The sequence below is a fragment of the Bacillus infantis genome, from assembly GCF_050107595.1.
Classification (GTDB): Bacteria; Bacillota; Bacilli; order Bacillales; family Cytobacillaceae; genus Bacillus_AB; species Bacillus_AB infantis_C.
Window position 1 is genome coordinate 232,229 of record NZ_JBNILH010000004.1, and the last position, 24,031, is coordinate 256,259.

General features: G+C 47.8%; 21 protein-coding genes. 5 read left to right on the forward strand and 16 right to left on the reverse strand.

Translation table 11 applies throughout. The features are described from left to right. Nucleotides 1-46: 46 nt before the first annotated feature. The 3 genes from ACQCVH_RS10480 to ACQCVH_RS10490 form a co-directional block, all read right to left on the reverse strand. Nucleotides 47-1,057, reverse strand: coding sequence for a Gfo/Idh/MocA family protein (locus ACQCVH_RS10480; RefSeq protein WP_426835614.1), 1,011 nt, complete (start codon nt 1,055-1,057; stop codon nt 47-49). Nucleotides 1,058-1,175: 118 nt separating this feature from the next. Next, nucleotides 1,176-2,369: a PDZ domain-containing protein gene (locus ACQCVH_RS10485; RefSeq protein ID WP_426835615.1), complete on the reverse strand. Its 1,194-nt coding sequence runs from the start codon at nt 2,367-2,369 to the stop codon at nt 1,176-1,178. 191 nt (nt 2,370-2,560) lie between these two features. Continuing rightward, nucleotides 2,561-4,015: a S41 family peptidase gene (locus tag ACQCVH_RS10490; protein WP_426835616.1), complete on the reverse strand. Its 1,455-nt coding sequence runs from the start codon at nt 4,013-4,015 to the stop codon at nt 2,561-2,563. Between the two features lie 202 nt (nt 4,016-4,217). On the opposite strand from ACQCVH_RS10490, the gene ACQCVH_RS10495 reads away from it, so the two are divergent. Next, entirely contained in the window at nt 4,218-5,246 is a 1,029-nt protein-coding gene (locus ACQCVH_RS10495; protein ID WP_426835829.1) for an STAS domain-containing protein, read from the forward strand. Between the two features lie 52 nt (nt 5,247-5,298). Here the strand turns inward: ACQCVH_RS10495 and ACQCVH_RS10500 are convergent, their stop codons facing one another. From ACQCVH_RS10500 to ACQCVH_RS10520, 5 genes are all read right to left on the reverse strand, one after another. After that, complete coding sequence (locus ACQCVH_RS10500) at nt 5,299-6,636, reverse strand: murein hydrolase activator EnvC family protein (protein WP_426835617.1); 1,338 nt, start codon at nt 6,634-6,636, stop codon at nt 5,299-5,301. A gap of 158 nt (nt 6,637-6,794) precedes the next feature. Beyond that, nucleotides 6,795-7,688, reverse strand: coding sequence for a permease-like cell division protein FtsX (gene ftsX, locus ACQCVH_RS10505; RefSeq protein WP_426835618.1), 894 nt, complete (start codon nt 7,686-7,688; stop codon nt 6,795-6,797). Next, the gene (ftsE, locus tag ACQCVH_RS10510) at nt 7,678-8,364 is read right to left on the reverse strand and encodes a cell division ATP-binding protein FtsE (RefSeq protein WP_426835619.1); all 687 of its coding nucleotides are present in this window, start codon (nt 8,362-8,364) and stop codon (nt 7,678-7,680) included. The genes ftsX and ftsE overlap by 11 nt, the downstream gene beginning before the upstream one ends. 344 nt (nt 8,365-8,708) lie before the next feature. After that, nucleotides 8,709-9,026, reverse strand: coding sequence for a cytochrome c551 (cccB, locus tag ACQCVH_RS10515; RefSeq protein ID WP_009793010.1), 318 nt, complete (start codon nt 9,024-9,026; stop codon nt 8,709-8,711). Between the two features lie 46 nt (nt 9,027-9,072). Beyond that, nucleotides 9,073-9,945 carry a YitT family protein gene (locus tag ACQCVH_RS10520; RefSeq protein WP_426835620.1) on the reverse strand — a complete coding sequence of 291 codons (873 nt, stop codon included), beginning with the start codon at nt 9,943-9,945 and terminating at the stop codon, nt 9,073-9,075. A 294-nt stretch (nt 9,946-10,239) separates the two neighbouring features. Between ACQCVH_RS10520 and ACQCVH_RS10525 the strand changes: the two genes are divergently transcribed. After that, nucleotides 10,240-10,656: a hypothetical protein gene (locus tag ACQCVH_RS10525; protein ID WP_426835621.1), complete on the forward strand. Its 417-nt coding sequence runs from the start codon at nt 10,240-10,242 to the stop codon at nt 10,654-10,656. Nucleotides 10,657-10,745: 89 nt separating this feature from the next. Here the strand turns inward: ACQCVH_RS10525 and prfB are convergent. The 4 genes from prfB to ACQCVH_RS10545 form a co-directional block, all read right to left on the reverse strand. Beyond that, nucleotides 10,746-11,850 (reverse strand): peptide chain release factor 2 gene (gene prfB, locus ACQCVH_RS10530; protein WP_224902622.1). Its coding sequence is split into 2 segments (ribosomal slippage): nt 10,746-11,777 and nt 11,779-11,850, totalling 1,104 coding nucleotides; the frame shifts between segments, so codons are not numbered across the junction. Between the two features lie 95 nt (nt 11,851-11,945). Continuing rightward, the gene (gene secA, locus ACQCVH_RS10535) at nt 11,946-14,462 is read right to left on the reverse strand and encodes a preprotein translocase subunit SecA (RefSeq protein ID WP_426835622.1); all 2,517 of its coding nucleotides are present in this window, start codon (nt 14,460-14,462) and stop codon (nt 11,946-11,948) included. A gap of 550 nt (nt 14,463-15,012) precedes the next feature. Beyond that, complete coding sequence (locus tag ACQCVH_RS10540; protein ID WP_148949662.1) at nt 15,013-15,297, reverse strand: hypothetical protein; 285 nt, start codon at nt 15,295-15,297, stop codon at nt 15,013-15,015. Nucleotides 15,298-15,399: 102 nt separating this feature from the next. Continuing rightward, nucleotides 15,400-16,242 (reverse strand): DUF1028 domain-containing protein, encoded by an 843-nt coding sequence (locus tag ACQCVH_RS10545; RefSeq protein ID WP_426835623.1) that lies wholly within the window; start codon nt 16,240-16,242, stop codon nt 15,400-15,402. Between the two features lie 123 nt (nt 16,243-16,365). Here ACQCVH_RS10545 and ACQCVH_RS10550 point away from each other — a divergent pair, with 123 nt between their 5' ends. Continuing rightward, on the forward strand, nt 16,366-17,358 hold the full coding sequence (locus ACQCVH_RS10550; RefSeq protein ID WP_426835624.1) for a BMP family lipoprotein: 993 nt from the start codon (nt 16,366-16,368) through the stop codon (nt 17,356-17,358). A gap of 13 nt (nt 17,359-17,371) precedes the next feature. Continuing rightward, entirely contained in the window at nt 17,372-19,030 is a 1,659-nt protein-coding gene (locus ACQCVH_RS10555; protein ID WP_426835625.1) for a methyl-accepting chemotaxis protein, read from the forward strand. A gap of 66 nt (nt 19,031-19,096) precedes the next feature. Here the strand turns inward: ACQCVH_RS10555 and ACQCVH_RS10560 are convergent, their stop codons facing one another. Both ACQCVH_RS10560 and ACQCVH_RS10565 read right to left on the reverse strand, forming a co-directional pair. Next, nucleotides 19,097-19,627: a chromate transporter gene (locus ACQCVH_RS10560; protein WP_094768488.1), complete on the reverse strand. Its 531-nt coding sequence runs from the start codon at nt 19,625-19,627 to the stop codon at nt 19,097-19,099. Continuing rightward, a complete protein-coding gene (locus tag ACQCVH_RS10565; protein WP_426835626.1) occupies nt 19,624-20,196 on the reverse strand; it encodes a chromate transporter in 573 nt (190 codons plus the stop codon). The genes ACQCVH_RS10560 and ACQCVH_RS10565 overlap by 4 nt, the downstream gene beginning before the upstream one ends. A gap of 689 nt (nt 20,197-20,885) precedes the next feature. On the opposite strand from ACQCVH_RS10565, the gene ACQCVH_RS10570 reads away from it, so the two are divergent. Further along, complete coding sequence (locus tag ACQCVH_RS10570; RefSeq protein ID WP_426835627.1) at nt 20,886-21,275, forward strand: sporulation protein; 390 nt, start codon at nt 20,886-20,888, stop codon at nt 21,273-21,275. A gap of 216 nt (nt 21,276-21,491) precedes the next feature. Here the strand turns inward: ACQCVH_RS10570 and hpf are convergent, their stop codons facing one another. Both hpf and ACQCVH_RS10580 read right to left on the reverse strand, forming a co-directional pair. After that, a complete protein-coding gene (gene hpf, locus ACQCVH_RS10575; RefSeq protein WP_426835628.1) occupies nt 21,492-22,046 on the reverse strand; it encodes a ribosome hibernation-promoting factor, HPF/YfiA family in 555 nt (184 codons plus the stop codon). A gap of 202 nt (nt 22,047-22,248) precedes the next feature. Continuing rightward, nucleotides 22,249-24,009, reverse strand: a complete 1,761-nt coding sequence (locus ACQCVH_RS10580) for a flagellinolysin (protein WP_426835629.1) — start codon at nt 24,007-24,009, stop codon at nt 22,249-22,251. Nucleotides 24,010-24,031 lie beyond the last annotated feature (22 nt).

A 24,031-nucleotide genomic window follows, 5' to 3' on the forward strand; every position in this document is an offset into this window, starting at 1 on the left:
TAGGAATAAATACCTAAAGTTCTATTATTAAGTTTGTTAAGAATATTTAGTGTTCAACGTCTGGAGCATTTCTTTTAATGTCTGCCGGGTAAACGACCCCCATCTGCTTTCGCGCCTCATCCAGCAGTTCCATGACTAGCAAAGAGTTTTGGAATGTGTTTATGTCCGATTCTGTTTCCCCCGCCTTGACGAGACGGATAAATTCCTGGAGCTCATAGAAAAGGCTGTTATTATTCTGGGCTGCAGAGATGATTTCAGGCTCCTGATTGCGCAGATGCAGCTCCACCACGTCCATTGCGGAAATCCGGTCTATCTTTATCGATCCCTTCTCCCCCTGTATTTCGGCCGGCAGGGAGGAATCCGTAATCTTTGAAAAAAGGACAGCCGCATCCATATCATCATAGGTGAAGACTATGCTTCCGGATGCATCCGAACCGGTTTCCAGCAAGTATCCGCTTGCCTTTAAGCTTTCCGGCTTGCCGAATAGGACGAGCATAGGATAAATGGCATACACGCCGACATCCATTAAAGCCCCGTTGGACAGCTTCGGATCAAAGGCATTTGCCTGCCTTCCTTCCTTGTAATCTTCATACCTGGAGTCATACTGGCAATAGTGGGCGAAGTATTGCCTCACTTTCCCTATCCTCGGCAAATGCTCCCTGATCTGCTGGAAATTGGGATAAAATGTCGTTTTCACCGCTTCCATGAACAGCACATTATGTTCTTTAGCAGCCTCGATCATCCTTTTCAGCTCAGCCGTATTTGAAGCTGCCGGCTTTTCACAAAGCACATGCTTCCCATTTCGCAAAAACAGCTCTGCCTGCCCGCTATGAAGCGAATTGGGGCTTGCAATATATACCGCATCTATCATTTCGCTTTTAGCCATAGCCTCCAAATCTGTGAATATATGCTCTGCACCGAACTTCTCTGCAAACTTTTCGCCTTTATCACGTGTTCTTGAATACACAGCAGCCAGCTGAAAATCCTCCAGCTCTTTCCCGGCAAGCACCAATTTTTCCGTAATCCAGTTTGTGCCGATGACGCCGAATTTGATCATGAACAGGACACCCCTTTTCCTTTTTTGTTATCTAATTCCAGTGTATACCAGCAGGGAGAATGGAGTCTATGCAAAAAAGCCGGCTGCGTTAAATTGCAGCCGGCATTTTTGCTGGCCATCAAACAGCCCGCTCATCTTTCTTCCACTCATCCTGCACAAACAGAATGCCGAGCTCATGATGGTCACCTTCATATAATGCTTTCTGGACAAAGCGGATCTGTCCATTTACGTCGAACACTTCCAATTTGCAATGGGCTCCGTTGCGCTGAAGGGCATTGTATAATTCATTTTCATCCTGGACCTTCAGGCCATTCACCTTCGAAACAAGTTCACCGGTTTTAAGGCCCATCGATTCTGCGGGCGTGCCCGGCTTGACTCCGAGAACAACAAGGCCCTCGTTTCTTCTTGAGAAAAAGAAAGGCTGGTTCCGGTCATATACCTTTTGGCGGTATGTGATGAATTCTCTTCCGAGGACAGCCAGTGCAGTAATAACAATAGACGCCAGTGGATACCAATAGCCGGCTGCCGAAAGCAGGAGCAGGACGACGGAAAAGACAAGCAGCCTTCTGCCAGTCCGCTTGACAGCTGAATCCGGGAGCATTCCCTGGACCTGCTGATGGAAACCTACCGAAAAGGGAACAAAAATGATTGAGTAAGAGCTGTCCCCAATGGAAAATAAGGGCCACCAGCCGAACATAGCTGAGATTGCATCGCCAGGGACGAGCAAAAATAGGGGCAGCAGCCAAAGCCTTTTCGTTTCGTGGACACCGATTGTCTGGCCCCTTTTGCTTTTAATAAGCTTAGGAGACGTTGCCCGGCCGCCGTTCCGCAAAATCAATACTGCTTCTCCAATCATCAAAAGAGCAAGCAGAGACGCACCTGCGGGGAAAAGCATGTCATCCGTCCAATTGCCGGCAGCTTCAATGAGCGGGATGCTAAAGCCCCTGTCAATGATGTAAATGCTGGCGAAAAATGCCGCGCCCACCGTATAAGCCGGGGCAAGCAGCCGGATCCTTCCTGTCAGGCTCCAAAGAATGGTGAATGCCGCTGTCAGCCATACAAGCTCAATCGGGATCACCATGCCGGTTCCCAGAGTAATCACAGAAAGAACCAGACCTGCTGCAAGTCCCGCCGGAACCAGCTGGCGCAGCTCAAAGTAGGCATTTTCCACCCTGATATGAAAATTCCTGCGCTCGCGCTTCACTCTGGAAACGCCAAGCAGTGCCGCTGCAAAGAACAGATAATAAAACACGGGATTCAGCAAAAGCTTTCCCGCACCCTTTGCCAGCTCCAAAAGCCACTCCTGAATCAAATCCTTCCACCAACCTCTAGTATAAAAGTTTCTATTACTTCTATTCTATCAAAAAAACAGGGCAGCTGTCTGTAATATTCGATATGGCGAATATTACAGACAGCTGCAGCCCTTATCCGTGCCTGGTACCTGAATCAAATTACCCGCTCCATAAGCGGCTTTTCAGCAAATAGTGCCTGGCACCATACCGGTCATCTGCTGAGATATCGGATGGCGGCCTTAAGCTGAATATCATTTTCTTCTTTCTTGGTTTCGGCGATAATCGCCTGTTCAAGTTCAGCAGCGGTCTTGCTGTCAATCTTGCCTGTTGCCTCCATCCCCTGATGCTGCTGGAATGCTTTGACCGCCGTTTCGGTCGCTTCACTGAAATAGCCGTCCTTCCGTCCAGGCGACAGGCCGAGCCCATCAAGCATGATCTGGGCATTTTTCACCTGCTCATTATTCATATCAAGCACAAGCGGTTTCTCCAGATTAAGCGGGTGGGTATGGAAGATCTCCGGCTGTACGACTTCAATCGTCGGCTTGATCCCTTTCCTATGAATCCAATTTCCATCCGGCGTCAGCCATTTGAACAATGTCAGTTTAATATTGCTTCCATCCCCCATCGGAACGGGCTGCTGGACTGTCCCTTTTCCAAAGGTGGATTCTCCGATGAGCGGGTAGCCTGCCCCTTCCTCCAGTGCTCCGGCAAGAATTTCAGACGCAGACGCACTGCCTTTATCAATCAGAACGGCTACCGGATAGTCTTTTTCTTTCTCAAGCTCTGAAAAATATCTTGTTTTATCTCCGTTCCTTTTTTGAATCTGAACATACGGCTTTTCTTTAGTAACGAGACCTTTCAGAATTTCCTCGACGCTGGACAGCAGTCCCCCCGGATTGCCGCGCACATCGATGATCAGTCCATCCAATCCCTCTTTCTCAAGCTTTTTCAGCTCCTTGCTGAATTCTTTTGCTGTTTCCTCAGAAAAAGTCGTAATTTCGATATGGCCGATTTTTTTATCGTTTTCTTTTTTCATATCCGCATAGACGGTGATCTGCGGAATTTCATCTCTTTTCACCTTTACTGTCAGCGGCTCCTGAAGACCCTGCCTCCGTATTTCCAGCATAACATTGGTTCCTTTTTCACCGCGGATTTTCAATGTGGCTTCATATAAATCAAGGCCTTCAACACTTTCACCATCCACCTTCAGGATCTGGTCGTTTGGCTTCAGGCCGGCTTTCTCTGCAGGAGAATCCTTAAAAGGAGATACAATAATCATCTTGCCTTCCAGCATGCTCACTTCCGCTCCGATCCCTTCAAACGATGATTCAAGCGTTTCATTGAATTGCCTGGCCGTTTCTTCGTTCATATATACCGAATAAGGATCATCCAGTGTAGAAAGCATTCCCTGGATGGCCCCTTCTACCAGCCGCTCTCCCTCTACCTTCTCTACATAGCTTCCGAGAATCAGCTCATACGCCTGGCCTACCTTCCCGAGCTCCTCCGGTGCAGCGCTGCCTGAATCTTCCTTGCCTTCCAATCCGGCTTTGGGCTCAAGGCCTGCCTCTTTTTGCGAATGATAGAACCACTGCATTCCAGCATACGTCCCTCCCGATCCGGCCAGCAGTGACCCGGCCATAAAAAAAGCGATCACTCTTCGATTCATAGCTATCTTCCTTTCATAAGCCTTAAGCTTGATATTTCACTATATGAAAGATATGGACAGGTTATGATGGAATCCATTTTCCCCTTAGCTTTAAATCGCACTCTTTCCCTTTTTATTGGTAATCACCCCTGCTTTAAGGGTAAAATGGTAACGGAGTTTATGAATAACTTGCTGGCTGAAGGAGGAAAGCTTTTTGGATGAAATGACTAATAATCAATATAAAATCGGGCAAACGACCTTCCAATGGAATGAAAGCAGCGGTTCCCTTAATTTTGAAGGAGATGATGCCATTCTCCTTTGGACCAAAACAGCCCTGAAAACCTTTATGAACACAATCGAAGAAGTAGCAGGAGATGATTCTGCCAGACTGGTGCTTGAAACAGCGGGCTACAGAACCGGTGAGGATGTAAGCAGATTTTATAAAAGCACAGGCAAAAGTGTAGAGGCAATTATCGAATATCTTCCCTCACTCTATAGAAGTGCCGGATGGGGACAGGTTGAGATAACCGAATATTCCATGGGTAAAAGAACGGCGATGCTGCGTCTTAATAATGACTGGGAAGAAAGGGTCATCCGCGCCCAGGGAAAAAGCGCTGCAGGAGCCTTCATTCCGGGCCACTGGGCAGGTGTGCTGTCAGGCCTGTTTGCCACAAGCATCTGGTATGAAATCACAGCCAGCACCTTTGAAGGAAGTACTTACACGGAAATCAGCTATTTCCCTTCCCAAATCACACCACAAGACAATATCCATGACAGCATTCGAAAGAAAGAGCAGCAGGCAATCCTCGAACTTGAAAGAAAAGTCGAGCAGCGTACAAGAGAATTGAGCGAGCTGGTGAATGATCTGTCTTCTCCGCTTATCCCTGTAATAGATGGCATTACAGTCCTTCCTTTAATGGGCAAATTTGAGGAGAACCGTTCATCACAGCTCATCGAAAAGGTTCTTTCAGGCCTTCTGCTTCATAAACCCTCTACACTGATTGTGGATATAACAGGCATCAACTCGGTTGATGACTATATTCTGGAGCTTTTGAATAACCTGACAAAAACTACCACCCTGATGGGTGTCAAGCCTTTCATTGTAGGAATCTCCCCGCAGATCAGCATGCAGCTGACAGAGCGGAATATCACGCTGAATGACCAGCACTGTTTTGCCACACTCAAGCATGCCATCAATGAGGCGCTGAGCATGGAGGGCCTTGAGATCGCACCTGTAAAAAAGACCGACTGATCTTTTTGTGCATAAAAAAAAGGAAGAAGCATCCAGGCTTCTTCCTTTTTTATTACATCGGTACGATGCCGATTGGATTGATGGCATTGGATTTGGCTGCATTCCAAGGGCCTCTGTGCAGTTCGAAGTGCAAATGCTGCCCTTGTGAATCACCGGTGTTGCCCATGATTCCGATCTGCTGACCTTTTGAGACAGTCGCTCCTGTGCCGATTGAGCGGCTGCTTAAATGTGCATAAACAGTCGTGTATACTTGTCCCTCAATAGAATGGGAGATGAATACGACATTTCCATAGCTGCTGGAGTAATATGATCTGATGACAACGCCATTTGCCGCTGCCACAACTGGGACAGTACCGCTTTTAGCGATGTCCACACCAGCGTGGAAACTTCCCCAGCGCTGTCCAAGTCCGGATGTCACAACACCTGCAGCAGGCTTCGTGAAGTTTCCTCCTGAAATCGAAGGTGCGGATGATACTGGGCCACCGCCTCCACCGCTGCTATTACTGCTGCTTCCTGCTGAGCTGTTTTTCTTGGCAGCCGCAGCAGCTGCCGCAGCTGCTGCACGCCTTTGGCGCTCAAGCTCAGCCTGCCTTGCTAATTCTGCCTGGTGCTTTTTCTCAAGCTCGATTGCCTGCTTGATGGCTGCTTCCTGGGCAGCCAGCAGTTCGTTTTCTTCTTCAAGATTCAGCTTTTCAGCGTGCTTATGCTCTTCCTGATTCTTTAAGCTGGCCATCAGCTTGTTCTTTTCAGCTTTCTGTGCATCTAACTGCTTCTTCATGGCCTCAAGATCGGTGCGCATCTTCTCCAGGGAAGCAAGCTCGCTTTCCACCTTTGCCTGAGTCTCTTCAAGAAGCTTTTTGTCTGCCTCGTGCTCGCGCAGGATATCCTGGTCTGCTTCCACGATCGTAGCCACAGCCCCAACGCGGTCAATGAAATCGCTGAAGTTCTGTGCTCCCATCAGGACATCCAGATAGCTGACCATTCCGCCATTTTCCTGGAAGGAGCGGGCACGGTCCTTAAGCATTTCGTTCCGCTTGTTGATTCGGTCAGTGATGACAACGATCTCTGCCTTCAGTTTTTCTATTTCTTCTTTCGTTGCTGCAATCTGCTCTGTTTTTTCCTTGATTTTTGTTTCCGTATCGGAGATGGACAGGCTCAGGCGCTCAAGCTCCTTGCTCACCTGGTCCTGCTCACCCTGAAGTCTATTAATCTCTGAATCTGCGCTGTTAATCTTGCTGTCATTGCCGGAGCGCTGCTCCTGGATTTGATTTTTCTTGCTTTCCAGATCACTGATTTTGCTTGCTGATGCCTGGCTGGCAGGGATGCCTCCAAAGATGCTTCCCAGACCGACAGCCGTGGCAAAAGAAAACGCCGCTATTGATTTTTTCAAGTTCCGATTTCTCCTTTCCAATGAGGCCATATGTACGGGTTAGATCGTCTTCTATATGTTTTTGAAACTTTTCATACTATTCATACGTCTATTCTATGACGCATAAAGGGCCCGGAGTATGGTTCCCCCCTGCAGGGCCCTTCCATGCATCTTTTCTTTTATACTTTTAGGAATTTGCGGACACTCATCAGGCTGCCCCAGACTCCGATCAATGCTCCCATCAGAATGAGGAGTGCGGATACCTGGTAGACAAATGGATTGAATTCCAGCAGCTGGATGAAATGGCCTTGAAGCCTTGGCGAGATATAATCATAGGCATAATTATATGTGGTTGCGACCAGCACAATCGGAAGGATCGCACCCAGCACTCCCAGCCACAGCCCTTCAAGGAAGAACGGCCAGCGGATAAAGGCATTGGTCGCCCCTACCAGCTTCATAATCTCAATTTCTCTTCTTCTTGCTACGATTGTTATTTTAATTGTATTTGAAATCAGGAACATGGCGGTGAACAGCAGCCCCACTACCAGGACAAGGCCGACATTCCGGCTGGTCTTGATAAAGCTGAACAGCTTTTCTACCTGTCCCTGTCCGTATTTTACCTTTGTCGCATATTGCAGCTTTTCAATCTTCTCTGCCGCCTTCATTGTATCTTCCGGGTTTTTCGTCTTTACGATAAATACATCGTTCAACGGATTGTCCTGTTCAAAAAGCTTGAAGGCCTGGCCTTCATCCCCAAGACTGTCTATCAGATTGGTCAATTCTTCTTCCTTTGCTGAAAATTCGACGCTTCCCACTTCGGGTATCTGTTCTATTTTATTCCGTAAAACCTGCTGATCCTGCTCATTTGCAGCAACATCGATGTGAACGCGGATTTCCACGTCCTCTTCAATGGTGGTAGCCACTTGATTGAGATTCATCATAATAACGAAAAACACACCGACCAGGATAAGAGTGACAGTCACCGCACTGGCGGATGCGAATGTCATCCATCCATTCCGGCCGAGGCTTTTAAAGCTTTCCCTGATGTGACGGCGAAGGGTTCTAGCTTTCATAACCGTAATCCCCCCTCTGCTCATCCCGTATAATTTTTCCGCCTTCAATGGCAATTACGCGATGCTTGATTGTATTTACGATCTCTTTGTTGTGCGTCGCCATTACGACGGTTGTGCCCCTCGTATTGATTTCATCAAAGATATTCATGATTTCCCATGAGGTTTCGGGATCAAGGTTCCCGGTAGGCTCATCGGCAATGACTACCTTCGGTGAATTCACGATGGAGCGGGCAATGGATACACGCTGCTGCTCCCCGCCTGACAGTTCAGTCGGCAGCATGCGGGCCTTATGCTTCAGGTTGACCAGCTCAAGGGTTTCCATAACCTGTTTTTTAATATATTTTGGCTGCTCCTCGATAACTTCAAGGGCGAATGCGACATTCTCGTAAACTGTCAAAGTAGGAAGCAGCTTGAAATCCTGGAATACAACGCCGATGTTTCGGCGGAGCAGCGGTACTTTGTTTGACCTCAGCTTTTCAAGATTCACGCCATTTATCATAATCGTACCGGATGTCGGCCTCTCTTCCCTGTACATCATTTTGATGAAGGTTGATTTGCCGGCCCCGCTCGGACCTACAACATATACAAACTCTCCTTGCTTGATCCGTACGTTTATCCCGTTGGCAGCAGTTACTCCGTTGGAATACTTCTTATATACGTCTTGCATTTCGATCATTTATATCACCTGTAGTTTAGTGTTAAGAATAGAATTTACTTTTCGCTATAAATCGACAGCAATTCGACAACAGTGTTTATAAAAACGTGACAAAATTAAACACAAAACTACTAAAAGCAGCTTGTTCGTATTCTCACTCAACCCATTATAACATCATACTTTGTCAAAATAACGGAAAAAAATATTACAGTTTCTTTTCATTTGTATAAAAAATGATTCTTTATTCCTAAAATCGGGTATCGTAATTTTCTAAAATACGACAAAAACACTGGAAAAACCTTCTTATTTTTAGAAATAAAAAAACCGCTCTCCTACTAAAGTAGGACACAGCGGTTTCTTTCCTCTTACTTTTTAGCTGCCAGCCATTCTGCCACCGCAGCGGCATCCTCGCCTTCAAGAAGCCTTGGCGGCATGGCACCTTTGCCTTCTGCAATCGTCTTTTCAATTTCTTCCTGGGAAAGCTGTGATCCGATTTTCTCAAGGCTCGGCCCAACCCCGCCCTGCAGATTGTCGCCATGGCAGCTTGAGCATTTCTGGGTGAACATTTTTTGCGGATCGCCCGCTCCTGCCGATTCGCTGCCTTCATTTGCTTCTTCCCCGCCTCCGCACGCAGCAAGGACTAAGGATGCTCCCATAAAAATCATCATCAATTTCTTCTTCATTATACATACCTCCCTAGAACCGGATTATTTCCGGACATCCGCAGGCCTAGGCGCGCTTAAAGCCTTCGCCGAGCACTTCAGATGCATCCATTACTATAATAAACGCTTGAGGATCTATGGTCTTGACGAGTTGTTTCAATTTAGTGAACTCCGTCTGATCAACAACACACATCAGGATAGGGCGTTCATGGTCGGTATATCCGCCATATGCTGATAGTTTTGTCACTCCGCGGTCAATTTTATTCAAAATGCCTTCCCTGACAGCTGCCTGATTGTCTGTTATAATCATGGCCATTTTGGAACGGCTGAAGCCAACCTGGATCAAATCAATCGTCTTGGTTGTCACATAAAGGGCAATAAGTGCATACAACCCTCTTTCAATATCAAAGATGACCGCTGCAGACAGGACGATCAAGCCATCAATGATAGCCACACATGTCCCAAGGGTCAGCCCCGTATATTTATTGATGATCTGAGCCGCCAGATCGGTGCCTCCCGTTGAAGCCTTCCCGCGGAATACAATCCCAAGCCCAAGGCCGACCCCGATTCCTCCGAACAGGGCGCCAAGAAGCGGATCCTGTGTCCATGGCTCCGCACGGCTCGTCAAAAATACGACAAACGGCAGGAAAATGGTTCCGGCCAAGGTCTTTGCCCCAAACTGCCTGCCTAAGAATATCAGCCCTGCGACGAACAGCGGAATATTAAATGCCCACTGCACATAAGCCGGCTCCCAGCCAACCAATGCGTCCAATATCGTACTGATCCCGCTCACACCGCCGGAAGCAATCCGGTTCGGCAGCAAAAACACATTGAACGCCACCGCCACAATCCCGGATCCCACAAGCACAAACAAATACTCAAGCGCCCGCTCCGCCCCAGGGTTATATGTACTTCCCCTCTTTTTCCTGCTCACTTGCATCCTGCTCCTTTATTGGTGACAGGCATCTTCCGAGACTTTGTCGAAAGTTTCCTGTTTACTTTTTTTCTTCCAGAGGCTTTTCATAGCCGACAGTGAGTATAGCATGTTGAAAAAAGGCTGTAAATGCCAATAAAGTGACGTATTAAAGGAGTGGAGCGGAAGTGTATGGATCTACGGGAATCAGATAAACTAAACTAATGGTATCTTTAGTTTTTATCTTTTTTACAAAAATATACAAGATGGATTCCCGCATACAGAAAAGTGGTATAATGTCGAAAAGGAGGTGAGAAAAACATGGAGAAGGCGCTCGAACAAATCCTTGTCAGCATGCAGGAGCAGATGACGGACCTTGGATCACAGTTGAACAGCCGGTTTGATGGTGTGGATAAAAGGCTTGATTCGATTGAGAACAGACTTACCAATGTTGAGACTAGGCTGGATTCTGTAGAAAATAGGTTAGATACAGTAGAACTAAGGCTAGGCGGCATGGACAAGCGTTTCGATGCTATGGATGAAAGGTTCGACAACTTAACCACTGAAATGAGAAGCCATTTTAAACAAATTGAAACAAAGCTTGATCATCATGAAAAGCTGTACCAGGTGGTCTCCAATGAACTGAACGCTGCTAAGATTGATATTGAGTACTTAAGCAAGAAAACTGGTGTCCATGATAAAGAGATTAACCAGCTGAAAAAGACGATAAAAGTATAAAAAGCTCCTTACATTCCTCATCAAATGTCCCACACATAATCCGCATAAAAAAGCCTTTGCCATTTCCGGCAAAGGCTTTTCCTTCAATATTATAAGCTCAGTCTTGAACGCAGATAAGCATTAATGAACGGATCGAGATCGCCGTCCATTACACCCTGGACGTTTCCTGATTCCGTGCTTGTGCGGTGGTCCTTGACCATGCTGTACGGGTGGAATACGTATGAACGGATCTGGCTGCCCCAGCCGATTTCCTTCTGCTCGCCGCGGATTTCCAGAAGCTCCTGCTCCTGCTCTTCAATTTTCTTTTGATAGAGCTTAGCCTGGAGCATTTTCATAGCGCGCTCACGGTTCTTGATCTGGGAACGCTCGGTCTGGCAGGTTACCACGACATTCGTCGGCAAGTGAGTGATCCGGACAGCTGAGTCTGTTGTATTGATATGCTGTCCGCCAGCGCCGCTTGCCCGGTACGTATCGATTTTCAGATCTTCTGTACGGATATCGATTTCGATTTCATCATTGAACTCCGGCATAACCTCACATGAAACGAAAGAGGTATGGCGGCGGCCTGAAGAATCGAACGGCGAAATCCGGACTAGGCGGTGAACGCCTTTTTCTGCTTTTAGATAACCGTAGGCATTATGCCCCTTTATCGCGAGTGTTACACTTTTGATCCCGGCCTCATCACCCGGCAGATAATCAAGCGTCTCAACCTTGAAGCCCTTTTTCTCTGCCCAGCGTGTGTACATGCGCAGCAGCATGGAGCCCCAGTCCTGGGATTCTGTACCGCCTGCTCCAGGATGAAGTTCAAGGATGGCATTATTTTTATCATATTCCTCGCTCAGCAATAGCTGCAGTTCAAACTGTGCAAGTCGCTTGCTCAGCTCGGTCAGCTCTTCGGCAAGCTCATTCTGGAGATCCTCATCGCTTTCTTCCTTCACAAGCTCATAAGTCAGCTCCAGATTTTCAAATGTTTCAAACAGGTCATGAAATTCATGGACCTGATCTTTCAGAGCATTCGACTCGCTGATGACAACCTGTGCCGCTTTCTGGTCATCCCAGAAATTCGGGTGCAGCATTTCTTCATCAAGCTCGGCGATGCGCGCCTCTTTGTTTTCTAAGTCAAAGAGACCCCCTAAAGTCCGCTAATACCTTAGCTGTTCTCTCTAACTCATTGCGAATGTCTGCTAATTCCATTCCAGTCACCTCTAAATAGTTTTTTTACAGTGTATCAGGAAAAAGAGAGCAGGCAAAGCTGATCGAGCTTTACCGGCCCTCTTCTGTTCTTATGCTTAAGCTTCTTTGCCGCAGCAGTTTTTGTACTTTTTGCCGCTTCCGCAGATGCAGCTGTCGTTGCGGCCGATATCCATTTGCTTAACGGCCGGTTTTTTCTTCACTTTTCCGCCTTCGTTTTCCTTCGGGTTGACTGCCTGGCCCTTGGCCACTTCTTCACGCTGAAGGTTGTTGCGGATTTCCGCTTTCATGATGTACTTGGCCACATCTTCTTCAATGCTGGCAATCATGTTCTCGAACATTGCAAAGCCTTCATGCTGGTATTCGCGCAGCGGATCAATCTGACCGTAAGCGCGCAGATGAATTCCCTGGCGAAGCTGGTCCATTGCATCGATATGGTCAATCCACTTGCTATCGACCGCACGGAGCACAACAACCTTTTCGAACTCGCGCATCTGATCTTCAGCAAGAATTTCTTCTTTTTCATCATAGCGCTCTTTTACCTTCGCATAGATGGTTTCAAAGATTTCCTCTGTATCCTTGCCGCGCAGGTCATTGACAGTGAGGTCGCCTTCATTGAGAAGGTTGCCGTTCACATAATCAAGCAGTCCATCCAGATTCCAGTTCTCTTCATCCTCGACAGCAGGGGCAAAAGCCTCGACATTACGCTGCAGGGCAGCCTGGATCATCTTCTCGGCAATTTCGCGGAGGTTTTCAGACTCAAGCACCTCATTGCGCTGTGCATAAAGGATTTCACGCTGCTGGCGCAATACATCATCATATGACAGAAGCTGCTTACGGGCATCAAAGTTATTGCCCTCAACGCGTTTCTGCGCAGATTCAACCGCTCTCGATACCATCTTGCTCTGGATCGGCTGGCTGTCGTCCATGCCAAGGCGCTCCATCATTGATTTCATATTGTCAGACCCGAAGCGGCGCATCAATTCATCTTCCATGGAAAGATAGAACTGCGTCACACCTGGATCCCCCTGGCGTCCGGAACGTCCGCGGAGCTGGTTATCGATCCGGCGGCTTTCATGCCTCTCCGTACCGATGACGGCAAGGCCTCCGACTTCCTTCACGCCTTCGCCAAGCTTAATGTCAGTACCGCGTCCCGCCATATTCGTGGCGATGGTTACAGAGCCTTTTTCACCGGCATGGGCAATGATTTCCGCTTCCCGTTCATGGTTTTTCGCATTCAGGACATCGTGGCGGATGCCTTTTTTCGTCAGATATTTAGAAATGATTTCAGATGTCTCGATGGCCACCGTACCAACAAGCACAGGCTGGCCCTTCTGGTTGCGCTCGGCGATATCCTCGACAACCGCGCGGAATTTTCCGTCCATGCTGGCATAAATCAGATCTGCACGGTCATCACGGGCAATCGGCCTGTTCGTCGGAATGACCGTTACATACATATTGTAAATATTGCGGAATTCCTCTTCCTCTGTCTTCGCTGTACCTGTCATACCGGCCAGCTTTTCGTACATACGGAAATAGTTCTGGAAAGTGATTGTAGCAAGCGTCATGCTTTCGTTCTGGATCTCCAGGCCTTCCTTGGCTTCGATTGCCTGGTGGAGACCGTCGCTGTAGCGGCGCCCCTTCATCAGACGTCCTGTGAACTGGTCAACGATGACGATTTCGCCGTCCTGGACGACATAATCGACATCAAGATGCATGCTCGCATGCGCCTTCAGCGCCTGTGTGATATGGTGGTTGATCGCCACATGGGAAATGTCGAACAGATTATCAATCCCGAAAGCTTTCTCTGCCTTCGTCATCCCTTCCTCTGTCAGCTGGACTCCCTTTGTTTTTTCATCATAAGTGTAATCATCTTCTCTTTTCAGGTTGCGGACAAAAGCATTAGCCTGGATATAAAGCTGGGCAGACTTTTGCGCAGACCCGGAAATGATGAGCGGTGTACGCGCCTCATCGATCAGGATGCTGTCGACTTCATCGATTACGGCATAATACAGCGGGCGCTGGACCTTCTGCTCTTTATAAAGGACCATATTGTCGCGCAGATAGTCAAAGCCAAGCTCATTATTCGTGCCGTAAGTGATATCAGCCGCATAGGCAGCCTGCTTTTCTTCTTTTGAAAGTCCGTTCAGGTTCAGTCCGACAGTGAGGCCAAGGAATTCATACAAGCGGCCCATTTCCGTCGCATCACGGCTGGCCAGATATTCGTTGACCGTTACAACGTGCACGCCTTTTCCTGCCAGGGCATTCAGGTATACCGGCATTGTGGCTGTCAGTGTTTTACCTTCACCGGTTTTCATCTCGGAAATATTACCCTCATGAAGGGACACGCCCCCCATCAGCTGGACCGGATAAGGATAAAGGCCGAGCACACGCTTTGCTGCCTCACGTACAACAGCAAATGCTTCGACAAGAATGTCATCAAGGGTCTCGCCTTTACCCAGACGCATCTTGAATTCAGCCGTCTTGTCACGCAGCTGGTCATCAGTCAGTTTATCTATAGTGGAAGCCAGGGCATCAATCTGCTCCGCCTTCTTTGACAGTTTCTTCAAATCGCGTTTATTTTGATCGAAAACTTTGTTTAAAATCCCAAGCATCAAAAACGCTCCTTTATATTGGATATGGGCTCATCAATTGGCCTCAGAGCTTTTTATGAAAAATAAACAGCAGCCTCTATGGCAACTGCCGCTCCTGTACCTTTCGCTATTACAGCAGCTATCTCCTCCTGCAAAAAATCGCAGGTTTCCTCCTTAATTCTACCACTTCCTCTATAGAGTGACAACAATTGTGAGAAAGTGCACGAAGTATGTGGTAAATGGGGTGAATGATTTTTAGGAGGTCAGGCTGGCAAATAGGCGAGAATTTATGTTAATGTGGATTGATTTTGAGGCTGACGGGTGTAATTTTCATGTTTTGAATGATTTTTGAATCATTATCCTAGTTTTTGAATCAGAAATTCCAATCCAATACAGCTAACCAACGGGTATTCTACATAAAATTTTATTTTTTCTACAAGAAATTCATGTAATTCTACCAAAAATCGCATTGATTCTACATAAAAAACACATTATTCTACCAATAATACAAATATTACCAAATAACCACAAAAAAAACCGGCACCCCCACACAATGGAGCACCGGCCCTGCTCAAAACCGCAATAAAGAAGTAACAACCACTATCCCCAGCACAGAAAAAGCGAACGTGCTATACTCCAGCTTCTTATTCTGGTCGCCGAGGAATTTGGCTGTAATGGTTTCCAGCACACGCACCAGGACAAAAAGCACCACCAGCACCGGAATCAGCAGATAGATATTCTCCCGCACCGGGCCAAAGTCAATCAGCCTTACTAAGAGCAGCAGCACTCCGAGTGAGACCAGGTCACTCAGATTGCGGTAATTCTTTTTAAACAGCCATCCGAAAAATGTATTCAATATGTTGCACCCTTTTCCATTCATTGTCTGTATATTATTTTTAGCATAACCACTGCCAAATGGAAACCTCCATAGAGAAAAACAGCCGCCAAAAGGCAGCTGCTATTCCTGTTTCTTCATATATTCCAGTATATCCAAATCTATTTTTCCCTCAGCCTGCTCGCGCTCTTCGAAGTTTTCTGTATGGATATAGGTTTTCAGCGCTTTGTATAACTCCCCGCCAGATGCCTTTTTCTCAAGATAGCCGAGTCTCACGAGCTGGCTGCCCAGTTCTGTCTCCACATCTCCTTCAATGTCAGCAACCCTGCCCTCTCTGCTCGGTGCAAAATAAAGCTGCTGCAGATGGTAGATTCGGATCAATTCCGTAATCGGGTCAGGATGGTCATCGACACGCAGATCAATATAGCGGTCATTAAAGCCGCCATACCCGCCCTTTTCTTTTACGACCAATAAAGCTGCTGACTGCTGGCCGCGGCTGTCCCCGCCTGCTTCCTGGCCGGCATCAAGGGCAGCAAGCAGCCGTTCTGCCAGGGTGCCTTCACTGTTGGTAAAAGTATCAGCCATCGCCTTTACTGTATTTTCATCTACTAAAATATTGCCCTGCGCTGCGAAATATGTGCCTGCAGTCCCGCCGGCCCAGTCATAGCAGCCGTTTCCTGTATAAGTAGCCCCGCTGCCATCGAAATCAACGATTCCGACCTGGCGCAGTTCCTTGTCAGGGTCTTCGGCTGTAATGAGATCAAGTGCCTCCTGGGCAGTCTTCCCCTGCTCCATTAATTGGAGAGCCTGCGGACCGTAAGCTGTGTTCGCATAAGACTGTGTCGCCACCGCCCCAACGCCTGCCTTCGCAAAAGGCACGACCGCACCGACACCTAAAAATTTGGATTGGACCGCAATCCCCCATTCCTTTTCCTCCGGATCATAGCCAATGATTGAAAAAGTCATAAAATCCCTCCTAATAATCTCACATTTTACCAGTTCGCTTTCTTCAACAATTTCTCCTGCCATTCCTAAATAACTGTCTGATTTTGTCGATATATTCACCGTGAGAAATTATAAATGAGGTGAATGAAATTGATAAAGAAATTAAGCCTGCTTCTGCTTGCCATTCTGCTCCTGGCCGGATGCTCATTACCAGGTGATGCAGCAGAGGAGAAGCAGGAAAAGGGATATAAAATTGGCGTTTTAATGTCGACGACAGGATTGGGGGACGACTCCTTTAATGACTCGGCCTTCCGCGGCCTTGAAAGGGCCCGCGATGAACTTGGCATCCTGTTTGATTATAAAGAGGCACCAGACGGAGATTTAGAGGAAAAACTGACAGAGCTTGTAGAGGATAAAAATGACCTTGTCATCGCCCTCGGTTTTTCTTCACAAGAAGCGCTTGAAAAAACAGCAAAAAAATATCCTAAGCAGCAATTTCTATTGATTGATGCCGTATCAGAATTGCCTAATATTGCTTCCATTACATTCAAAGAGCATGAAGGCAGCTTCCTGGTCGGAATGGCCGCAGCCATGGCCAGCAAATCAAACACACTCGGCTTCATCGGCGGCGAGGATGCAGAAGTCATCCACCATTTTGAACAGGGATTCATCGAGGGTGCCAGGCACGTAAAGCCTGATATCAAGATTCTGACAGAATATGCAGGCACATTCAGCGATGCGGAGCTCGGAGGCAAGATTGCTGAAGCCCAGATTGCTAAAGGAGCGGATTTCATTTATCCTGCAGCCGGGTTTACCGGATATGGTGCACTTAAGAAGGCCCAGGAAAAGATGGTTCACGCAGCCGGAGTTGACTCTGACCAATTCTTTGTCGCAGAAAAAGCCATTGTGACAAGCATGCTGAAAAATATCGATGTGGCCGTGTATGACATGGCCAAGCTTTTAAAAGAAAAAGGGAAAATCGAGCAGCATTCCTTTGTTCTAGGCCTGGCCGAAAACGGCGTCGGTCTTGCAGAGCTGCGGGCCTTCCCATTCACAGATGAACAGAAACAAGCCCTTACAGCAGCCAAGGATGAAATCATCGCCGGCGACATCACTGTAAATTCAACTAAACAATAAAGGAGGCAAAAGCATGAGACTGCGCAATCGATTAATGATGATAGCCATCATTCCTCTTATCTTATCAACTATTATCATCGGCTATATGATCACCGAGATTCTGGACCTCCAGAACTCTACGAAGAAAGACGTAGAAATCCTCCTTCAGATAGAAAATCTGAACGGTGACTTTGTCAGTGCCCGGCAGTCAATGGCCAACGCTGCTGCAACCGGGACAGATGCGAATAAACAGGAAGCCTCCAGCATGCTGGAGAGCATCAGCAAACTCATGAAGCAGCTGAAATCTGAGATTAGCGAGGCTGACCAGAAGGCCACCTTTGCCAAGGCTGAGAATAAATTCAACACCTTAACAAAAGAAGCGGGCGATGCCCTCGCAAGCGGGAACCAGCCTGAAATCAAGAGGCAGTCCATCCGAATCGCAGGCATCATGAATGACTTCTACCTGCTGGATAAGCAATCTGATGAATGGTACGAAACAAAAACATCACAGATGGAAAACCAGATCCGCTTTATCGTCATCTCCTCCCTGATTGCCAGCGTCCTGCTGATCATCCTCTCAGGCGGCTTTTCATGGATTGCAGCAAGAAAAATCACAGGGCCGCTTAATGAAATCGTTCAGCAGGCAGGTCAGGTCGCCAGAGGAGATTTAACGATTGACATTAAAAAAGCAAAGCCAGCGAGCAAATACGAAATAGACCTTCTGCGTTCAGCCTTTGCGGACATGATCAGCAATGTAAAATCAACCGTTGAATCTATTGATGGCGTCGGCAAACAAGTATCTGCTTTTTCCAAAGAAGTGTCCGGCTATATGGAAAGCGTGTCGGAAAGCAGCAGCCAGGTTGCCGTTTCAACCGAAGAGCTCGCCAAGGGCAGCCAGGCGATTTCCGAGGATATTCAGTCAACTGCCGAACTGATGAGGAGTATGGGAGACAACTTCGTACTGGTACAGCAGGAAAGCCAGGCATCACTTCAGGCAAGCATGGAGGCATTGACTTCCATCGATGACGGCCGCAAGTCGCTAGAAAAGCAGGCAGCCTTTGCAGGGCAGCTATCCAGCTCATCGGAAGGGATCAAAACATCCGTCCAGGAATTTGCCGAGTATACAGGCAAAATCGAGAACGCGGCCAATACGGTCAGGGAAATTGCCGAGCAGACTAATCTGCTTGCACTCAATGCAGCTATTGAAGCTGCCCGCGCCGGCGAGGCAGGCAAAGGCTTTGCCGTCGTTGCTGAAGAAGTCCGGAAGCTGGCAGACGACAGCTCAAAAGCCACTGTCCTGATCACCAGCATGGTATCAAGCATCAAGCAGGGCGTTTCTACCATCCTGAATGCAACAGAGCTGGGCAGCAGGCTGACCGGCGAACAGCTTGGGTCCATCAAAGAAACAGAAGACAGCTTCTTCACCATCGCCGGCCATGTTGCCGGAATTTATGACCAGCTGACCACCCTCACCGAAGGTACAGAAAAGTCCGCCAGCATGAGCCAGCAGGTGATCGCAGCCATTGAAAATGTCTCCGCCGTCACCGAAGAAACCGCGGCCGGAACAGAAGAAATTTCTGCAACCACTGACGCCCAGCTGCGCTCATTCGAGCAGGTCAGCGAAAAAGTCATGGAACTTGAAGGACTGACAGAAGAAATGAAACGGGAGCTTGGGAAGTTTAAAGTTAACTGATCGGAGATAACAGGCTCAAAATAGAAGAACCGAATCCAATTTGGATTCGGTTCTTTTCTTTTTCTCTTATCCCAAAAATATTCCGCCATAAACAAGCGACCCGGCAATAACATATGCAGGATGCACCTTGAACTTTTCCATAAGCACGAAGCTGACAAGCCCGATGAAAATGGTCTGCCAGAGGCCCGCTCCCTCATAAGAGGAAAACAGGAAATCGTACGTCATGATTCCAAGAAGGACGGCGATGACTGGCCTTATAACGACGGTCATTCGTTTGACGCGTGGCGATTCCTTGTATTTCATCAGCAGTCCAAGGAGGCCGATCATCAGGATGAGCGACGGGGCAACAGTTGCAAAGACGCCGACAGCGGCACCCAAAACACCGCCCTGCTCATAGCCGATATAACCGGCCATCTTTGTCGCAATCGGGCCTGGCAATGTATTCCCCATTGCCAGCATCTCGCTGAACTCGCTTGTGCTGAGCCAGCCGTAGCGGTCAACCACTTCATTCTCAACCAGCGGGATGGATGCCGGGCCTCCGCCATAGCCCAGGATTCCGGGGATGAAAAATGCTAAAAATATCTGGATATATATCATGCTGAGCTTTTCTCCTTTTTCCCATCTTTACCTGCTGAATCTTTTTTAAGGAGCGCCCCGAGCAATAAACCGATAATGATGATTGCGGGATGAACGTTCAGGACCTCCAATACAACCAGGCTTCCAGCGATAAAAACCAGTGTCCAGGCCCAGCCGAGATTCGACTTGACTGATTTTTTCACAAAGTCCCAGGTCAGGGTCGCGAGCATGACGGCAACCACAGGCACGACTGCAGCGGACATCCCCTGCACCCAGGGCTGGTCTTTATAAGAATTCAGTACGGTCAGGAGAAGCACCATCAGAATGATCGTCGGCACGATCGTTGCGGCAATGGCATTCAGCATTCCCAAGACCCCGGCAACCCGGTAGCCGATATAGCCGGCCATTTTCGTGGCAATCGGTCCCGGGAGCGCGTTGCCGAGCGCAAGCACATCGCCGAACTCATCTGAATCCATCCACTTGTATTTTTCCACAACTTCTTTATGGACGAGCGGGATTGAGGACGGGCCGCCGCCATAGCCCAGGATTCCTACCCTGAAAAAGGCTAAGAATATGTCTGTATGCTTCATAGCTGATTCACCTTTCCATCCTTTCCGGCCTGCCCGCAAAACGGGCATCCGGCAGCCCTCCAGACACCATACCGGGAGGGCTGCCCAAATTATTATTATTTTCTAATTATACCGCTCTATAACTGGTTTGCCTATCCATTTACTTTATTTCGTTACCGGACAGCAATGCATCCCTTCTGTCCTGGACGCTGTTTGCATATGCTAAGCTTGTAAGAAGCCATTGCAAGACCCTTAAGAAATTGCTTTTATAAAAATCATTGATTTTTCCCATCATATTTTGTACAATAAATCTATAAATTCATAGCACGTCTCCCACAAAGGGGAGTAGCTTTTACAGCATAGTCGTCATTACAGAGCATCCGCTCTCGGCTTTGCTGGCAGACCTGATTCTGTTAGCCAGACCTTTGCCTGAACGGTAAAGGTCTTTATTTATGCTCTAAAAAGGCCTTTGCCGCGCTGGAAGATTCCAGCATCGGCAAAGGTCTTTTTCCGTTGTGGGACATGCGCCTTTTTTGGCAGACAAGTGTGGTAAATCACTGCGGGCGTGCATATGAAAGAAAAGAGCTTTGTGGCTGGAATGCCAGAAGGAGCAGGGAATGTAAAGAGAGAAAGTTCCAAAATGAAGTTTAAACTGGACATCTAAAGACTAACAAAATAATAAAACACAAAAAAACTAATAGGAGAGATTTATGTTGCTTTTACGAAAGTATATGTCATTGATTGGTGTCGGATCGGCCAGGATAGACCTGATATTGCCTAAGCTGAGCTATCAGCCCGGCGAGAGCATCTGCGGCTATTTCAACATCGAGGGAGGCACGATCGACCAGCAGATCAAGCGGATCGAATGCGACCTTGTGATGACTGATGAAATGGGAGAGCAAGTCATAGACTCCAGCACCATCCTGACGTCAAAAAGAATTGAATCTGACGAGTGCAACCATATGCCGTTCCACTTCAGCCTGCCGGAAGCGCTCCTGCCTTCCGCGAAAAAGAGGTCGTACCGCTTTAAAACGCGGATGATCTTTAACGAAGGCGTTAAAAGTGCCGACTTAGATGAAATTACGATTGTCCGCAGTTAACGGAGGAGCTGCTGCAGTGAAAATAAAGAAGATCAAGCAGCTGATGATGTTCACGGTATTTATCAGCATCATAGAGACCGGGTACCAGGCAGCATCCATGCTGGAGGTCAAGAACCCGCCTCGCGTATAGCTGGTGTCAGGCAATACATCTACTGCAGCTTCTAGAGCCGGTAAAAGCAAGACCCTGCCCGAATGACGGGCAGGGTCTCTTTATCATTATTGAGCTTCAATCAGGCCGTAGCGGCCATCTCTGCGCTTATAGACAACATTGGTGCGGTTCGTTTCCGCGTTTGTGAATACATAGAAGCTGTGGCCGAGAAGATTCATCTGCAGGATGGCCTCTTCATTGTCCATCGGCTTCAGGTCAAAGCTCTTCTGGCGGACAACTTCCAGCTCATTATCCTCTTCTTCCAGGACCGGTGCCTCCGGTTCATCAAAAGAAGCAAACATCAGCGTCGGGCTGCCCTTCTCACGGAACTTGCGGTTCACCTTCGTCTTATGCTTGCGGATTTGCCTTTCGAGCTTATCCACAATCAAATCGATCGCCGCATACATATCTTCATGATCCTCCTCAGCGCGGAGCACCAGATTCTGCATTGGAATGGTCACTTCCACTTTGGAGCGGTTGTTATTATACGTTTTTAAGTTTACATGTACATTTGCATCAGGAGTTTCAGTAAAATATTTTTCCAGTTTCGCAATCTTCTTCTCTACGTATTCTCTAATCGCTGGAGTTACCTCAATGTTTTCACCACGAATGTTATAATTCATAGATGAACTCCTCCTTTTCATTATACAGTAAAGCTTTTCTCAGGCTGCTGCGGCACTTTGAGGCGCCGCTTCCTGAAAAAGCCTAGTCTTAAAATATTATTAAGACTATGTAAATATAATTCTACTGTACCCCAGAAAAGTCCTGCAAAAACGTTGAGATATTTTGAGAATATTTGTCGAAAGAATGTCGGTTTGAAAAAAGCTATCTCAGAAGCTGAAGAATGGCCTGCGGCTGCTGATTGGCCTGGGCGAGCATCGATTGGGCAGCCTGGGCGAGAATATTTTCTTTTGTCAGAGCCGCCATCTCCTTTGCCATATCCACATCTCTTATTCTTGACTCTGCCGACTGTGTGTTTTCAAGGGTATTTTCCGTCACCTTCAAGGCGCTTTCCAGCCGGTTTTGATAGGCTCCAAGACGTGAACGCTCACCAGAAACAGCAGTGATGGCACTGTCAAAAAGCGAGATGGCTGCATCAGCATTCTGGACCAGGGCTGCGCTGTATATGCCAAGAGAGGTGCTGTCAACAAGGCTCAGATTCAAATCCATGGTCTGACCGGCATTTGCGCCAATCTGCAGCTTCAAAATTCCCGTATCCTCGAATGAATTCGCCCATATGGAAATCATCGGGTCTGCTGATGGTGTATAGCCGGTGCTCGAAGACCAGTTAAGGGAGAAATCAAAATTAGCCGGCACCGGATTGGAGGCATCCGAAACAACGGAAAGATCATCGGCACTGCCCGTGATGCTTCCAACTCCATCTGCGTCCCCTCTGCTGAGCAGCGTATCAATATAACTTGCCCCAATTGCTTTAAAGTCGTTCATAAAAGCTGTGAGGCCGCCGCTATACAAGCTCGTACCGCTGCCATCCTTCAGTTCCTTTAAGGCAGTGTCAACTGATTTCAAATTGCCGTCGGCAAGGATCATCATTAAATCTTTAATGCTCTGTGTGCCTCCTGACTTTGTCTGCAGCTGCTCATCCAGATATTTCACTGCAGCATATGAGGCTGAATAGAAGTCAGATGAACTGTAGGGCCCAGTAATATAATCCACAACCCTCTGAGAGCTGCCAAGAATTGCGACACTGGTCTCCAGGCGCTCATCAGCACCAGGCAAATACTCCGCCGCGCCTTCCTTGAACCACTTGGGCATGGCTGAATCAAGCATATTCATCCCGGACGCACCCATAACCGCATGGACCATCTCGTGGGCTACTATGCGGTCCTTTGAAATCCAGAGGCCGTCCTCATTAAAGAAATCCGCTTCATCAAGCACCAGCTGGAAGCCGGATGCTGCCCCTGTAGCTGTATTGACCATCGAAGAAACATAGGCAACCGTCCCTCCAGGCGCATCGTATTCATAAATGATGTCAAGCTCTGTTCCCGGTTTGGCCGATATTCCGTAAAAGTTGGAAATCATCTGTACAGGTGTGTTCAGCATATAATCGTTCAGCGCGGCACTCATCTCTGCTGCGTCAGCATAAAAAGCATCACCTGCAGGGGTAGTAGCACCACCACCTCCTCCAGACGGCGGCGGTGCTGCTATGCCCTTGCCTCTTAGCACCTTAATGGTATTGAACTCTGTACGCTCAGAAATCCCACTTATTTCTTCAATGATGTTCTCCACTTCAAGCTGAAGCTGCTCTTTATCCTCCGGCGTATTTGTATCATTCGCCGCCTGGACGGAAAGTTCCCTTCCCCTTTGAAGAAGGGAATGAACTTCATTTAAAGCACCCTCCGCTGTCTGGATCAGAGAGATGCCATCCTGGATGTTCCTGGAGGCCTGATCAAGCCCGCGGAGCTGTGCCCTCATTTTTTCAGAAATGGCGAGACCGGCAGCATCATCTGAGGCACCATTAATCCTCAATCCGCTGGCTAAGCGGTTCATATGCTTACTGATTACCGGGCTTTTTTCTTTCATTCTGCCAAGAATCTGGTTTGCTCCTGCATTTGTATGGATGCGCATATTCTTTCACCTGCGGTTTCTA

Coding starts and splice junctions, on each gene's coding strand:
- ACQCVH_RS10480 (WP_426835614.1), bottom strand. CDS start 1,057: ATGATCAAATTCGGCGTCATCGGCACAAACTGGATTACGGAAAAATTG.
- ACQCVH_RS10490 (WP_426835616.1), bottom strand. CDS start 4,015: ATGAATCGAAGAGTGATCGCTTTTTTTATGGCCGGGTCACTGCTGGCC.
- ACQCVH_RS10495 (WP_426835829.1), top strand. CDS start 4,218: ATGACTAATAATCAATATAAAATCGGGCAAACGACCTTCCAATGGAAT.
- ftsX (WP_426835618.1), bottom strand. CDS start 7,688: ATGAAAGCTAGAACCCTTCGCCGTCACATCAGGGAAAGCTTTAAAAGC.
- ftsE (WP_426835619.1), bottom strand. CDS start 8,364: ATGATCGAAATGCAAGACGTATATAAGAAGTATTCCAACGGAGTAACT.
- cccB (WP_009793010.1), bottom strand. CDS start 9,026: ATGAAGAAGAAATTGATGATGATTTTTATGGGAGCATCCTTAGTCCTT.
- ACQCVH_RS10520 (WP_426835620.1), bottom strand. CDS start 9,945: ATGCAAGTGAGCAGGAAAAAGAGGGGAAGTACATATAACCCTGGGGCG.
- ACQCVH_RS10525 (WP_426835621.1), top strand. CDS start 10,240: ATGGAGAAGGCGCTCGAACAAATCCTTGTCAGCATGCAGGAGCAGATG.
- secA (WP_426835622.1), bottom strand. CDS start 14,462: ATGCTTGGGATTTTAAACAAAGTTTTCGATCAAAATAAACGCGATTTG.
- ACQCVH_RS10545 (WP_426835623.1), bottom strand. CDS start 16,242: ATGACTTTTTCAATCATTGGCTATGATCCGGAGGAAAAGGAATGGGGG.
- ACQCVH_RS10550 (WP_426835624.1), top strand. CDS start 16,366: ATGAAATTGATAAAGAAATTAAGCCTGCTTCTGCTTGCCATTCTGCTC.
- ACQCVH_RS10555 (WP_426835625.1), top strand. CDS start 17,372: ATGAGACTGCGCAATCGATTAATGATGATAGCCATCATTCCTCTTATC.
- ACQCVH_RS10560 (WP_094768488.1), bottom strand. CDS start 19,627: ATGATATATATCCAGATATTTTTAGCATTTTTCATCCCCGGAATCCTG.
- ACQCVH_RS10565 (WP_426835626.1), bottom strand. CDS start 20,196: ATGAAGCATACAGACATATTCTTAGCCTTTTTCAGGGTAGGAATCCTG.
- ACQCVH_RS10570 (WP_426835627.1), top strand. CDS start 20,886: ATGTTGCTTTTACGAAAGTATATGTCATTGATTGGTGTCGGATCGGCC.
- hpf (WP_426835628.1), bottom strand. CDS start 22,046: ATGAATTATAACATTCGTGGTGAAAACATTGAGGTAACTCCAGCGATT.
- ACQCVH_RS10580 (WP_426835629.1), bottom strand. CDS start 24,009: ATGCGCATCCATACAAATGCAGGAGCAAACCAGATTCTTGGCAGAATG.